This is a genomic window from Rhodococcus sp. 05-2254-6 (assembly GCF_002258565.1).
Lineage (GTDB): Bacteria > Actinomycetota > Actinomycetes > Mycobacteriales > Mycobacteriaceae > Rhodococcoides.
This window is the reverse complement of record NZ_NOZF01000029.1, coordinates 1-12,840: the sequence shown is the minus strand read 5'-3', so window position 1 is coordinate 12,840 and position 12,840 is coordinate 1. Positions and strand designations below refer to the sequence as shown.

General features: G+C 65.8%; 13 protein-coding genes and 2 pseudogenes. 9 read left to right on the top strand and 6 right to left on the bottom strand.

The annotated features are described in order from the left end of the window. Window positions 1–223 (top strand): annotated as a pseudogene (locus tag CH256_RS03450) (methyltransferase type 11); the annotation flags it as partial. Window positions 224–233: 10 nt separating this feature from the next. Here the strand turns inward: CH256_RS03450 and glgA are convergent. Next, complete coding sequence (gene glgA / locus CH256_RS03445; RefSeq protein WP_068053090.1) at window positions 234–1,397, bottom strand: glycogen synthase; 1,164 nt, start codon at window positions 1,395–1,397, stop codon at window positions 234–236. A gap of 76 nt (window positions 1,398–1,473) precedes the next feature. On the opposite strand from glgA, the gene glgC reads away from it, so the two are divergent. Further along, window positions 1,474–2,688 carry a glucose-1-phosphate adenylyltransferase gene (glgC, locus tag CH256_RS03440; RefSeq protein ID WP_032394095.1) on the top strand — a complete coding sequence of 405 codons (1,215 nt, stop codon included), beginning with the start codon at window positions 1,474–1,476 and terminating at the stop codon, window positions 2,686–2,688. Window positions 2,689–2,755: 67 nt separating this feature from the next. On the opposite strand, the gene CH256_RS03435 is transcribed toward glgC, so the two are convergent. Further along, window positions 2,756–3,367: an O-methyltransferase gene (locus tag CH256_RS03435; RefSeq protein ID WP_068053115.1), complete on the bottom strand. Its 612-nt coding sequence runs from the start codon at window positions 3,365–3,367 to the stop codon at window positions 2,756–2,758. A gap of 239 nt (window positions 3,368–3,606) precedes the next feature. Here CH256_RS03435 and sigE point away from each other — a divergent pair, with 239 nt between their 5' ends. From sigE to tatB, 4 genes are all read left to right on the top strand, one after another. Next, window positions 3,607–4,233: an RNA polymerase sigma factor SigE gene (gene sigE / locus CH256_RS03430; RefSeq protein WP_052047749.1), complete on the top strand. Its 627-nt coding sequence runs from the start codon at window positions 3,607–3,609 to the stop codon at window positions 4,231–4,233. Between the two features lie 16 nt (window positions 4,234–4,249). Further along, a complete protein-coding gene (locus CH256_RS03425) occupies window positions 4,250–4,576 on the top strand; it encodes an anti-sigma factor family protein (protein ID WP_068053118.1) in 327 nt (108 codons plus the stop codon). A gap of 73 nt (window positions 4,577–4,649) precedes the next feature. Beyond that, the gene (locus tag CH256_RS03420; protein WP_373454770.1) at window positions 4,650–6,182 is read left to right on the top strand and encodes a S1C family serine protease; all 1,533 of its coding nucleotides are present in this window, start codon (window positions 4,650–4,652) and stop codon (window positions 6,180–6,182) included. Between the two features lie 18 nt (window positions 6,183–6,200). Continuing rightward, window positions 6,201–6,650: a Sec-independent protein translocase protein TatB gene (gene tatB, locus CH256_RS03415; protein WP_094641293.1), complete on the top strand. Its 450-nt coding sequence runs from the start codon at window positions 6,201–6,203 to the stop codon at window positions 6,648–6,650. A 136-nt stretch (window positions 6,651–6,786) separates the two neighbouring features. On the opposite strand, the gene CH256_RS03410 is transcribed toward tatB, so the two are convergent. From CH256_RS03410 to CH256_RS03395, 4 genes are all read right to left on the bottom strand, one after another. Continuing rightward, window positions 6,787–7,923 carry an Mrp/NBP35 family ATP-binding protein gene (locus CH256_RS03410; protein WP_068053099.1) on the bottom strand — a complete coding sequence of 379 codons (1,137 nt, stop codon included), beginning with the start codon at window positions 7,921–7,923 and terminating at the stop codon, window positions 6,787–6,789. Between the two features lie 61 nt (window positions 7,924–7,984). Further along, window positions 7,985–8,857, bottom strand: a complete 873-nt coding sequence (locus tag CH256_RS03405) for a lytic transglycosylase domain-containing protein (RefSeq protein ID WP_179271986.1) — start codon at window positions 8,855–8,857, stop codon at window positions 7,985–7,987. A 114-nt stretch (window positions 8,858–8,971) separates the two neighbouring features. After that, the gene (locus CH256_RS03400; protein WP_068053104.1) at window positions 8,972–9,511 is read right to left on the bottom strand and encodes a DUF1003 domain-containing protein; all 540 of its coding nucleotides are present in this window, start codon (window positions 9,509–9,511) and stop codon (window positions 8,972–8,974) included. 20 nt (window positions 9,512–9,531) lie between these two features. Further along, complete coding sequence (locus CH256_RS03395) at window positions 9,532–10,806, bottom strand: magnesium transporter MgtE N-terminal domain-containing protein (protein ID WP_068053108.1); 1,275 nt, start codon at window positions 10,804–10,806, stop codon at window positions 9,532–9,534. Between the two features lie 59 nt (window positions 10,807–10,865). Here CH256_RS03395 and CH256_RS03390 point away from each other — a divergent pair, with 59 nt between their 5' ends. The 3 genes and pseudogenes from CH256_RS03390 to CH256_RS03380 form a co-directional block, all read left to right on the top strand. Continuing rightward, window positions 10,866–11,822, top strand: coding sequence for an HpcH/HpaI aldolase/citrate lyase family protein (locus CH256_RS03390; protein ID WP_094641295.1), 957 nt, complete (start codon window positions 10,866–10,868; stop codon window positions 11,820–11,822). A 70-nt stretch (window positions 11,823–11,892) separates the two neighbouring features. Continuing rightward, window positions 11,893–12,381, top strand: a complete 489-nt coding sequence (locus CH256_RS03385; protein WP_057475533.1) for a general stress protein — start codon at window positions 11,893–11,895, stop codon at window positions 12,379–12,381. Window positions 12,382–12,576: 195 nt separating this feature from the next. Continuing rightward, window positions 12,577–12,840 (top strand): annotated as a pseudogene (locus CH256_RS03380) (ABC transporter substrate-binding protein); the annotation flags it as partial.

The following is a 12,840-nucleotide window of genomic DNA, read 5'->3' as shown; positions in this document are numbered from 1 at the left end:
GCTCGGCGAATCGTTGTCCGGCCTGTTCGAGCCGGTGGCGGAGTCTGCGCTCGACTACTCGATGATGCTCTCGCACAACGACATCGAGGCGCTGATCGGCATGGGTCCGTCGTCGCGACACGGTGACCCCGACGCTCGGTCCGCTGCCCTGGGGGAGCTACCGGACGTCACCGAGGTCACCGCGTCGGTGACGGTGTCGACCTATCGCAGGGTGAATCGCTGAGTCGTCCCGATCAGCGGCGCCGCGCCAGCGCGTCGTTGTAGACGGCGAGGGTCTGCTTCGCGATAGAGGCCCAGGAGAACTCGGCGACAGCGCGCTCGCGGCCCGCCTTGCCCATCGCCGTCGCGAGCGTGGGGTCGAGGGCGACCTCGTTGACGGTGTCGGCGAGGGTTCGTTCGAAAGCATCGGGTTCGTAGGAGTTGTAGTGCACCAGGCGTCCGGTGCGGCCCTCGTCGACGACCTCGGGGATGCCGCCGACATCCGAAGCCACCACGGCGGTTTCGCAGGCCATCGCCTCGAGGTTGACGATGCCGAGTGGCTCGTACACCGAGGGGCAGACGAACACTGCTGCTGCCGTGAGAATCTCGCGAATCTTGTCGGTGGGCAGCATGTCCTTGACCCAGAACACGCCGCTGCGCTGCTCGGCGAGCGACGCCACCGCGCGCTCGGTCTCCGCGGCGATCTCCGGTGTATCGGGCGCGCCTGCACACAGGACGAGCTGGATCGACGGGTCGAAATGGTGGGCGGCCGCGATCAGGTGCCCGACGCCTTTCTGCCGGGTGATGCGTCCGACGAACGCGACGATCGGCTTGCTTCGATCGACGCCGATCTCGTCCAGGGTCGAGGTGCCGTGGTCGGCGAACCACCGCTGGGTGTCGATTCCGTTGCGCACCACATGAACCCGGCTCGGATCGAGTCGCGGATAGGCGTCGAGCACATCTTTTGCCATGCCCTCGCTGACGGCGATGACCGCGTCGGCGTACTCCACGGCATTGCGCTCGGACCACGACGAGATGCGGTAGCCGCCGCCGAGTTGCTCGGCCTTCCACGGTCGGCGCGGCTCGAGGGAGTGCGCGGTGAGGATGTGGGGGACGTCGTACAACTCTGCTGCCAGATGACCGGCGAGACCGGTGTACCAGGTGTGCGAATGCACCACGTCCGCGCCTGCGGCGGCGTTCGCCATCCGCAGCTCGGCCGACAACGTCGTCAACGCAGCGTTGGCTCCGGCGAGCGCGGGATCCGGGTCGTGCACCTGCGCAGTGTCGCGGGGCGCGCCCATACAGTGGATGTCCACGTCGCACAGCGACTTCAGCTGCGCGGACAACTCGGTGACATGAACTCCTGCGCCACCGTAGATCTCCGGGGGATATTCCTTGGTCATCATTGCTACGCGCACGTGAACGAACCTACATTCCCCAGCAGTTGTGCGTGTACTGCTCGCAAGGTTCTCTCGGTGCGGATAGGTTGAGTGGGTGAGGACACAACCGCACGTACTAGGGATCGTGCTTGCCGGCGGCGAGGGTAAGCGTCTTTACCCGATGACCGCGGACCGAGCCAAGCCGGCAGTTCCCTTCGGGGGCGCCTACCGACTCATCGACTTCGTGCTGAGCAATCTCGTCAACGCCGGTTACCTCCGGCTCTGCGTGCTCACCCAGTACAAGTCCCATTCACTGGACCGCCACATCTCGCAGACGTGGCGGCTGTCCGGATTCGCCGGGGAGTACATCACTCCGGTTCCCGCGCAGCAGCGTCTCGGACCCCGGTGGTACACCGGCAGCGCCGACGCGATCTTCCAGTCGCTGAACCTGGTGTACGACGAGGACCCCGAGTACATCGTGGTCTTCGGAGCCGACCACGTGTACCGGATGGATCCGGAGCAGATGGTGCAGCAGCACATCGACTCCGGCGCGGGCGTCACCGTCGCGGGCATCCGGGTTCCGCGTAGCGAGGCCTTCGCGTTCGGGTGCATCGATTCGGACGAGAACGGCAAGATCACCCAGTTCCTCGAGAAGCCGGCGCAGCCGCCCGGCACCCCGGACGACCCGGACGTCACCTATGCGTCCATGGGTAACTACGTGTTCACCACCAAGGTGCTCGTCGACGCCATCAAAGCCGACTCCGAGAACGTCGACTCCGACCACGACATGGGCGGCGACATCATTCCGGCGCTCGTCGAAGCGGGCGTCGCCTCGGTCTACGACTTCAACGACAACGTCGTACCCGGTGCCACCGAGCGCGACCGCGGGTACTGGCGAGACGTGGGCACCATCGACGCCTTCTACGACGCGCACATGGACCTCGTGTCGGTCCACCCCATCTTCAACCTGTACAACCGCCGCTGGCCCATCCGCGGATCGGCCGAGAACCTGCCGCCCGCCAAGTTCGTCCAGGGCGGTTTGGCTCAGGAGTCGGTAGTCGGTGCCGGGTGCATCCTGTCCGCGGCCACGGTCCGCAACTCGGTGCTCAGTTCCAACGTCATGATCGACAGCGGCGCCACCGTCGAAGGCAGCGTCCTGATGCCCGGCGTCCGCATCGGCAAGGGTGCCGTCGTGCGGCACGCGATCCTGGACAAGAACGTCGTGGTGGGCGACGGCGAGATCATCGGCGTCGACCACGAACGCGATCGCGAGCGCTTCAACGTCAGTGCCGGGGGAGTCGTCTCCGTCGGCAAGGGCGTCTGGATCTAGAGCCTGCGGCATGTGAACGGTAATTCGTAACCCGCTACGAGTTACCGCTCACATGCGGCGCAGCCGCTCACGCTCTCGACGCGCAGATCAACCCGTCGCCCAAGGGCAGCAGCACCGTCGTCAGACGGTCGTCCTCGGCGATGGCCCGGGCAGCGGAACGGACTGCAACAGCGGTGGCGTCGCGCTGAGTGGGATCGGCGACCCGTCCGCCGAGCAACGCGTTGTGCAGCACCAGAACTCCGCCAGGGCGCAGCAGCCTGACGCTCTCGGCAACGAAGTGCGGATGGTCGGCCGGACTGGCGTCGATGAACACCAGGTCGTAGGTGTCGTCGGCCAACCGGGGGAGCACGTCCAACGCCCAACCGTTGATCAGCCGGGTACGTGAGGGCGCTATTCCCCCCGCGCGGAACGCTTCTCGGGCCGCGCGCTGGTGCTCCGGTTCGGTGTCGATGGTGGTGAGAACGCCGTCCGCGCGCATCCCGTCGAGCAGCCACAAGCCGCTGATGCCTGCGCCGGTTCCGATTTCGACGACGGTCTTCGCGCCGAGCATCTGGGTGAAGATGGACAGAATCGCTCCGACCGACGGCGGTACCGGGGCGGCACCGAGGTCGACGGCTCGCTCTCTGGCTGCGATCAGAACCTCGTCCTCCTGGGCGGAGTCTTCGGCGTAGGCGAGCATCTTCTCGGCGTTGGTCGGCACGCCCCGAGGCTATCGTGCCCAGGGCACATTCTCACGCACACATTCTCAGGTGCGCCTCAGCTGTTTCATACCGGACCCACACGCGGGTCCGTCAGGCTATGGAGGAATCGAAGGTCCATCTCGATTGCGAAGTGTGAGCTGGAACATCCGAGGGTAGTCGTCGGTTGAATCAGAAGGACGTACGCAGTCCTGAGCAGGAGGATCCAACTATTTACAAGATCAACGGCGATCGCGACACCGCGCGTCTACCCGAGTCCGTACCCGCGCCCGACGACCTCAGCGGCACCGCAGTGTTCGATGCGACCGGCGAGGACTCCACCATGCCGTCCTGGGACGAACTGGTTCGCGAACACGGCGACCGCGTCTACCGACTGGCCTACCGTCTGTCCGGCAACGCTCAGGACGCCGAGGACCTGACGCAGGACACCTTCATTCGCGTGTTCCGCTCCCTGTCGAACTACCAGCCGGGCACCTTCGAAGGGTGGCTGCACCGCATCACCACCAACCTGTTCCTGGACATGGTCCGCCGTCGTAGCCGCATCCGTATGGAAGCGCTTCCCGAGGATTACGACCGCGTTCCCTCCGACCGACCCAACCCCGAGCAGATCTACCACGATGCCCGCCTCGATCCCGATCTGCAGTCCGCGCTCGACTCGCTGGCACCCGAGTTCCGCGCCGCAATCGTGCTGTGCGACATCGAAGGACTGTCCTACGAAGAGATCGGTGCGACACTGGGCGTCAAGCTCGGAACGGTTCGCAGTCGCATTCACCGTGGACGCCAGGCGCTACGCGAGTACCTTCGAGTGCACGGGAAGGTCGACTCCGGTCACGCAAGTGTCCACTAGCTACGAGGAGGGTTGGATGACGCAGGCGCGCAAGCCGAAGCAATTCAGCTCCACCGAACATCTGGCCAGTGAGGCCGTCGCGGCGTACGTCGACGGCGAATTGCGAATGCCCGCTTATCTCCGTGCAGCCGACCATCTGTCCGAATGCCCCGAGTGCGCCGCCGAGGTCGAGGCCCAGCAGCAGGCGCGCAAGGCCTTGCGTGGAGCAGGGGAGATGTCGATGCCCCATTCTCTGCTCGGTCTGCTCAGCCAGATACCGTCCTGCGCCGGCGAGGATCGGCCGTCCCACACCAAGCGAACCTTCATGTCCGCCGTAGCCGACGTCCGCCGTCGACGACGCTGACGGTGCCCGACTCTTCTCACCTGCATCGAGCCGCGCCGACCGCTCGAGTGATACTGAACTCTCACACCGACGTATGCGAGGGGTAACCGGACGCGTGACATCGAATTCGACCAGCACCGAGACCGCAGGCACCGATCCGGCAGATTCCGAGGCCGCAGGGACCGGTCCGGAAGGTCCTCGGTTGCCACCGCGTCCGCTGTATCGACCCTCCGTCGATCCGGTGTCGGCCTCGGTGTTCGGACGTCCCGACGACGTGGACGGTTCCTTCTCTCCTCGTAGGCCCGGCGACGAACTTCCCTCGCGCGTATCGGTGCGCCCACCCGATCCTGTCCTCGCCGAGGCCTTCGGTCGCCCGAGCGATGCCCATGAATCACTGCAACGAGACCCGAACGCCGAGGACGAGAGCGACACCGCCCCGTCGGCTCCGGCCGATCCGTGGCGCGACCCCACCTCTCGGGTCTCCCTCGGCAGCGCGGCGCTCGATTCCCCGCCCCCTCCCGTTCTTCCACCGGGCACCAAACTCGGTGTGCGAGACGTGCTGTTCGGTCGGTCTGTGTCCGTCCGAGCTCTCGTCGTACTCGGTGTTCTCGCACTCGTCATCGGATTGGTAGGCGGGCTGTTCGGTCGCCTCACCGCCGAGGTGACGGGCGCGTTGACCAGCCAGAAAGTGACGCTGACCCAGTCCAGCGGCGACGACATCCCGCGCGGACAGATCAGCAACGTCGCCGACGCCGTCCTGCCGTCCGTCGTCTCGATCCAGGTGACGCTCGGCGAGACCGGCGGCACCGGCTCGGGCGTCGTCATCGACGGTGCCGGCTACATCGTGACGAACAACCACGTGATCTCCCTGGCCGCATCCGACCCGGAGAACTCGACACTCGAAGTGACCTTCTCCGACGGCACCAAGGTGCCCGCCGACATCGTCGGCCGCGACACCAAGACCGACCTCGCCGTCCTCAAGACCGATGTCGGCAACCTCACCGTCGCCGAACTCGGTCGTTCCGACGACGTTCGCGTCGGGCAGGACGTGATCGCGGTCGGCTCGCCGCTGGGACTGAACAAGACCGTCACCTCCGGCATCGTCAGCGCGCTCGATCGGCCCGTGGCGCTGTCGGGTGAAGGCACCGATACCAACGCCGTCATCGATGCCGTGCAGACCGACGCCGCCATCAACCCCGGCAACTCCGGCGGTCCGCTCATCGACTTCGAGGGCCGCGTGATCGGCATCAACTCGGCCATCCGAAGCGAGAGCGGCGGATCGGTCGGCCTCGGCTTCGCGATCCCCGTCGACGAGGTCACCGAGGTGACGCAGAGTCTCATTCGGGACGGCGTCATGCGTCATCCCGACTTCGGCGTCAACGCCCGATCGGTCATCAACGACACCTCCGCCGGGGCAGAAGTGGCCAACGTGCGCTCGGGCGGGCCTGCTCAGGAAGCGGGCATCGTCGAGGGAGACGTCATCACGAAGGTCGGCGACCGCACCGTGGGTAACGCCGACGAACTGGTCGTCGCCGTGCAGGCCACGACGATCGGGGAGTCGGTTCCGGTGCAACTCGTCCGGTCGGGACGGCTGGTGGACCTCTCCGTCACGCCGGTTTCGGACTGACGACGTAGGCTGGCAGGCGTGTTCGGCAACATCGGTTGGGGAGAGCTCGTCATTCTCCTCGTAGCAGCTCTCGTGATCCTCGGCCCCGATCGCCTCCCCGGCGCCATCAGCTGGGTGTCCAAGTCGATCCGGCAGGTCAAGGACTACGCCAACGGCGCGAGCCAACAGCTCAAGGACGAGCTCGGCACCGACTTCGAGGACCTTCGCAAGCCGCTTGCCGATCTCAACCAGCTCCGGGGCATGACCCCGCGCGCGGTGATCACCAAACACCTGCTCGACGGTGACGACTCGGTCTTCAAGAACCCACTCGACGACACCTTCAAGGGCAAGCCCTTCGAGACCAAGCCGAAGAACGTGGGCGGACCGACTCCACAGGCCGGAACCGCTCGCAGTGGGGTGTCGATGAGCAAGAACGAGCCGAAACTGTCTGCAGGCGATACCCCGCCGATCGACGCCGACGCCACGTAGCAGTCTCCATCCTCGGTCGCCGCTCCCGACCACGCCCATTCGGATCAATGCGGGATTCAGTCACTCTGAGTGCAACAAAGCCACATTGATCCACAGCTGGGTGGGGGCCGTCAGCCAGGCCGGCTGCCACGCGTGTCTAGAGCTTGCGCGCCGAGTCGATTCCGAGTGACATGCCGACCAGTCCGCGTTCACGGACTGCCAATTTCGCTGCCACGGCTTCGAGTGCTTGTGCTGCAGGCGATTCCGGGTTGCTCAGTACGATCGGAGTGCCGGCGTCTCCGCCTTCTCGGACGGCGGTGTCGAGGGGGATCTGACCCAGCAGAGGCACGCTGGCACCCACTGCCTTGGTCAGTCTGTCGGATACGTCCTGTCCGCCACCGGATCCGAAGATGTCCATCCGGGTACCGTCGGGCAGTTCGAGCCACGACATGTTCTCCACAACGCCTGCCACGCGCTGACGCGTCTGCAATGCAATCGCGCCCGCTCGTTCGGCCACCTCGGCCGCGGCCTGCTGCGGAGTGGTGACGACGAGGATCTCGGCACTCGGAATGAGTTGGGCGACAGAGATCGCCACGTCACCGGTGCCGGGCGGGAGGTCGAGCAGCAGTACGTCCAGATCGCCCCAGAAGACATCGGCGAGGAACTGCTGCAGTGCGCGGTGCAGCATCGGCCCGCGCCAGACGACGGGGGTGTTGCCCTGGGTGAACTGCGCGATCGAGATGAACTTCACTCCGTGCGCCTGCGGCGGCATGATCATCTTCTCGACCTGCGTCGGCCGCGCGTCGTTTCCGAGCATCCGGGGCACGGAGTGACCGTAGATGTCGGCGTCGAGCACGCCGACCGACAGCCCACGAGCGGTCAGTGACGCGGCGAGATTCACCGTCACGCTGGACTTGCCCACGCCGCCCTTGCCCGACGCCACCGCGTACACGCGGGTCAGGGATCCGGGTTGCGCGAAGGGAATGATCGGCTCCGCGGAATCGCCGCGCAGAGATTTGCGGAGCTCGGTGCGCTGCTCGTCGTTCATGACGTCGAGTTCGACCGTCACGGTGCCCACGCCGGCGACGTCGGCGACGGCGTTCTTCACGCGATCGCTGATTTCGGTCTTCATCGGGCAGCCGGAAGTGGTCAGATAGATGCCGACGCCGACCGCGCCGTCGTCGGAGATGTCGATGCTCTTGACCATCCCGAGGTCGGTGATGGGTTTGCGGATCTCGGGGTCGATCACCTTCGTGAGCGCGGTCCGAACGTCGGATTCGGTCAGTACAGCCATTGCCTCATGCTAGGCGGTGGGTTGTGCGCCGATGGACAGCAGGGCAGGCGCGGGCGCGATGTCAGTGAATGCGGGGCAGCTGGTCCGAGGACGGGACGATGCCGGTGGCGTAGCCGGCCGACCATGCGAGCACGTTCGCTACGTAGGCCATCGAATTGTTGTAGCGCAGGATCGCTCTGGTGGTCGATCCCAGATCGCGCATGTCGGTGCCGTTGTCGCACAGGTACATGCCGGTGGCCAGGGCTGCGTCGAACAGGTTCTGGGGGTCGGAGACTCCGTCGCCGTTGCCGTCGGCGTGATAGAGGTTCCACGTCGAGGGCAGGAACTGCATGGGTCCCACTGCGCGGTCGTATTCGGCATCGCCGTCGAGCGCCCCGCCGTCGGTGTCACGAATCACCTGGTTGCCGGCCAGTGTGCCGTTCAGCCGGGGGCCGAGGATGGGTTCGTGCAGTTCGCCCGAGTCGTCGACCTTGCCGTTGTTGGCATGGGTGGATTCGACGCGGCCGATGCCGGCGATGACGGTCCAGCCGATGCCGCAGCCGGGTTGCTGCTGGGCCAGGATCCGCTCGGCGTTCTTGTACGCCGAGACGTTGACGACCGGGATGGCGATGGGGCTGACGGCGAGGTTGGTGGGCAGCTCGGGTGTGGGCGGGATCTCGGGAATCGGCGCGGGTGCGGGGACCGCGGCGGGCACCGGCTGCTCGGCCTGAGCCACCGGCTGCGCCTGCTGGTCCTGGGCGATCGGCTGCGGAGTCTCCACCACGGAGTTCGATTCCTGGGCGGCCGTGGTGGTCTTGGCCGAGACGAACGGAATGTATTCCGTGGCTCCGGCGCTGGTGGCGGCGGTGACGAGTCCTGCGGGGACGAGACCTGCCAGAGCAATCACCGAGTTCCGTCGAACCTTGGAAGTCGATGCTTTTCTGTGACGACCCACGCGTGCTGTACCTCCTGATTTCCCCGGATGACAACCGGGGCCCGACCTGATGACCGGGATCGAGGGTACCTGATTCGAGACTGTTCCGTTATCGGGCCGTTACAGAGCGAGCCGCTACGTATCGAGGTCCGAGACCTCCGGGGTGCCCGCGTCGTCCTGCACCCTGGCGGCGGCCTTCTTCCGTGCTTTCTTCGGAGCCGCTGTGGGCTGGCCCGTCGCCTGCTCGAGGAGCGCCTTGATCTCGTCGAGTTCGCGGCGCAGGTAGTCGCGGGTGGCGACCTCGCCGACCGCGATCCGCAGCGATGCCAACTCGCGAGCGAGGAACTCTGTGTCGGCTTTCGTCTGTTGTGCGCGAGAACGGTCCTCCTCGAGCGAGACGCGGTCTCGGTCGTCCTGCCGATTCTGGGCCAGCAGAATCAGCGGAGCCGCGTACGCGGCCTGGGTCGAGAACGCGAGGTTGAGCAGGATGAAGGGATACGGGTCCCACCGAAGGTTGACCGCCACGACGTTGAGGAAGATCCAGACGATCACGATGCCCGTCTGGATCGCCAGGTAGCGGCCGGTACCGAGGAACCTCGCGGCCTTCTCGCCCGACCTGCCGAGGTCGAAATCGACGTTGACGTTGAACATCCGCGATCCGCGCGGAGTGTCCATTCTCTGGCGTGCTGTTTCTTTCACTGTCCGGCCACTTCCTGATCTCGCCAGTCCTCGGGCAGCAGGTGATCGAGGACGTCGTCCACGGTCACGGCCCCGACCAGGTGGTCCTCGTCGTCGACCACCGGGCCGCAGACGAGGTTGTACGTCGCGAAGTATCGCGTGACGGCGGTGAGGCTGTCCTCGGGCGACAAGCGCGGCAGGGCGCTGTCCACCACGCCGCCGACCAGACTCGCCGGGGGTTCTCGAAGTAGCTGCTGCAGATGTACGCAGCCGAGGTACGGCCCGGTGGGAGTGGCGGTGGGCGGCCGCACCACGAACACCAGTGAGGCGAGCGCGGGCGTCAGGTCGGGGTTGCGTACCCGGGCGAGCGCCTCGGCCACCGTCGTCGATGCGGTGAGTACGACGGGCTCGGGGGTCATCAGACCACCGGCGGTGTCGGGGGAGTGCTCGAGCAGCCGTCGGACGGGTGCGGAGTCCTCCGGATCCATCAGTCGCAGAAGCGATTCCGCTTCGGTCTCGGGCAGCTCTCCGAGGAGGTCGGCGGCGTCGTCGGGGTCCATGGCCTCGAGCACGTCGGCACCGCGGTCGACGCCGAGGTAGTGCATCAGCTCCACCTGATCGTCGTCGGGCAGTTCCTGGACGACGTCGGCGAGCCGTTCGTCGTCCAGGGCCCGCGCCACTTCCATGCGTCGTTTGACGGGAAGCTCGCGCATCGCGTTGGCGACGTCGGCCGCTCGCAGGTCCTCGAACTGCATGAGCAGCTGTGCCACACCCTGATCGGGCATCGACAGTTCGTTCTGCGTGAGTCCCTGCACGTGCAGCCAGTCCACGACATGGATGGCACCGCGGCGCGCCAGGCGCTGACGTTGTTTGCGTACGGCTACTCGCGCGACGACCCAGTCCCGCGTTCGGGTGAGCTCGATACCCAGATCGACGACGATGGAATCGGCGTCGTGCAGCTCGTCGAGTTCGGGGTCGTCGACGCGCACCTTGGAGTCGAGGATCTGGGCGAACACCAGGATCTCGTTCGCGCGCTGGGTGAATCGCCGCAGACTGACGTTGCCGGTGGTGAGTTGAACCGAGTTGGGCTCGATACTGGTGACTCTGAGCATCGGTACGAAAATTCTTCGGCGCGTTGCCAATTCGACCACGAGGCCGAGGACTCTGGGTTGCGCTCTGCCGACCCGCATCGAGATGACCACGTCGCGAACTCGGCCGATGGATTCGCCGTCGGGGCCCAGGACGCCCAGGCCGGCGAGCCTGGCCGCGAATACCTTGCTCAGTGCTGCCATGATGGCAAGGTTAGAGGTTGGGCGATACAGACGATGAATCAGACAGGGGTTGTGCTGCGGTGAATGCGTCGGGCCTACGGAGATCGGTGCTGGCCGTTCCGGGTAGTTCGGACAAGATGATCGCCAAGGCCAAGGGACTGCCTGCCGACGCGATCTTCCTCGATCTCGAAGACGCCGTCGCGCCCATCGCGAAAGTCGAGGCCCGCGCGCGCATCGTCGATGCTCTGAACTCCGATGGCTGGGGCGATCAGATCAAGGTGGTGCGCGTCAACGACTGGACGACGCAGTGGACGTACGGGGACGTCATCGACGTCGTGTCCGGTGCCGGACGCAATCTCGACGCCATCCTGCTGCCGAAGGTGGAGTGCGCCGCGCACGTGCAGGCGTTGGATCTGCTGCTCACCCAGCTCGAGAAAGAGCACGGACTCGACGTCGGAGCCATCGGGATCGAACCGCAGATCGAGAGTGCCCGCAGTCTGCGCAACATCGACGAGATCGCGACCGCGAGCCCGCGGGTGCAAACCCTGGTGTTCGGTCCCGCAGACCTGATGGCCAGCGTCAACATGCGCACCCTGGTCGTCGGCGAGCAGCCGGTCGGATACGACACGGGCGACGCCTACCACCACATTCTGATGACCATCCTGCTCGCCGCCCGAACACACGGTCTGCAGGCAATCGACGGTCCGTATCTTCAGATACGTGATCTCGACGCCTTTCGTCGGGCGGCGGGCCGGACGGCAGGCCTCGGTTTCGACGGCAAGTGGGTGCTGCATCCGACGCAGATCGAGGCCGCCAACGAGATCTTCGCGCCGCGTCAGGCCGACTACGACAAGGCCGAGATGATTCTCGACGCGTACGAGTTCCACACCTCCGCGGCGGGCGGCGGTCGCGGCGCAGTGATGTTGGGCGACGAGATGATCGACGAGGCGAGCCGCAAGATGGCGCTCGTCGTCTCGGCGAAGGGACGTGCGGCAGGAATGACACGGACGACCGCCTTCGTGCCGCCCGCGCCCTGACCGACCGTCAACCTGCTGTGAACCGCTACAACGGGTGTGCCGAGTGTCCGTTTCGGGGCACAATGGAGCCATGACCAATCCCCTCTCGCAGCCCGGTCGCCCAGGGCAGGGCCTGCCGACTCCGCCCTCCGGCTGGCCTATCGGTTCCTACCCCACCTACGCCGAGGCGCAGCGCGCCGTCGACTACCTCTCCGACGAAGAGTTCTCGGTGCAGGACGTGACGATCGTCGGTGTCGACCTGATGCAGGTCGAGCGCGTGCTCGGCCGCCTCACCTGGCCCAAAGTCATTGGTGGAGGCATTGTTTCGGGTGCCTGGCTGGGAGTCTTCCTCGGCCTGGTCCTCGGCATCTTCAGTGAGAACATCTTCGGAGCGCTGCTCATCGGCGTCGGCGGTGGCATCATCTTCGGGTTGATCTCGGCGTCCATTCCGTACGCGGCCACCAAGGGACAGCGAGATTTCGCGTCGAGCATGCAGTTGGTCGCGGGCCGATACGACGTCATCTGCGAGCCGCGAACCGCGGAGAAAGCACGCGACCTGCTCGCCAAACTGTCGATCTGATCACACCTGGTGGACGACCAGGCAACCGACAGGTAACGGAATAGCCCCAAATCGCCCTCTATGCCAGTGAGTTCGGTTACGTTTCTTTCGTGCACGGCAGTCCCACACAATGTGCTGCGCGAGTAACTGAACGTACGGAGGCGGAAAGTGCCGAGACATCGTGGTCGTAGGCGTGGAAAAGCAACGAGGATAGGGGTGTTGGCGGCAGCGGCTCTGGTCACGAGTCCGTTGCTCGCAGCGTGTGGTTCGTCCGACAGTTCGGTTCCGGTTCTGAGTTTCTACACTGCCGCAGACGGCGCAGAGCAGTACGCCGCTGCGGCACAGGTGTGTTCCGACGCCTCCAACGGCCGCTACCGAGTGGAGCAACGGACTCTGCCCAAGAGCGCCAACGATCAGCGGCTCCAGCTCGCGCGGCGCCTCGCCGGCAACGACAGGACGCTGGATCTGATGACACTCGAC

Coding starts and splice junctions, on each gene's coding strand:
- CH256_RS03410 (WP_068053099.1), bottom strand. CDS start 7,923: ATGGCTGTACTGACCGAATCCGACGTTCGGACCGCGCTCACGAAGGTG.
- CH256_RS03400 (WP_068053104.1), bottom strand. CDS start 9,511: ATGGACACTCCGCGCGGATCGCGGATGTTCAACGTCAACGTCGATTTC.
- CH256_RS03435 (WP_068053115.1), bottom strand. CDS start 3,367: ATGCTCGCCTACGCCGAAGACTCCGCCCAGGAGGACGAGGTTCTGATC.
- CH256_RS03395 (WP_068053108.1), bottom strand. CDS start 10,806: ATGGCAGCACTGAGCAAGGTATTCGCGGCCAGGCTCGCCGGCCTGGGC.
- CH256_RS03420 (WP_373454770.1), top strand. CDS start 4,650: ATGCGAGGGGTAACCGGACGCGTGACATCGAATTCGACCAGCACCGAG.
- CH256_RS03385 (WP_057475533.1), top strand. CDS start 11,893: ATGACCAATCCCCTCTCGCAGCCCGGTCGCCCAGGGCAGGGCCTGCCG.
- CH256_RS03425 (WP_068053118.1), top strand. CDS start 4,250: ATGACGCAGGCGCGCAAGCCGAAGCAATTCAGCTCCACCGAACATCTG.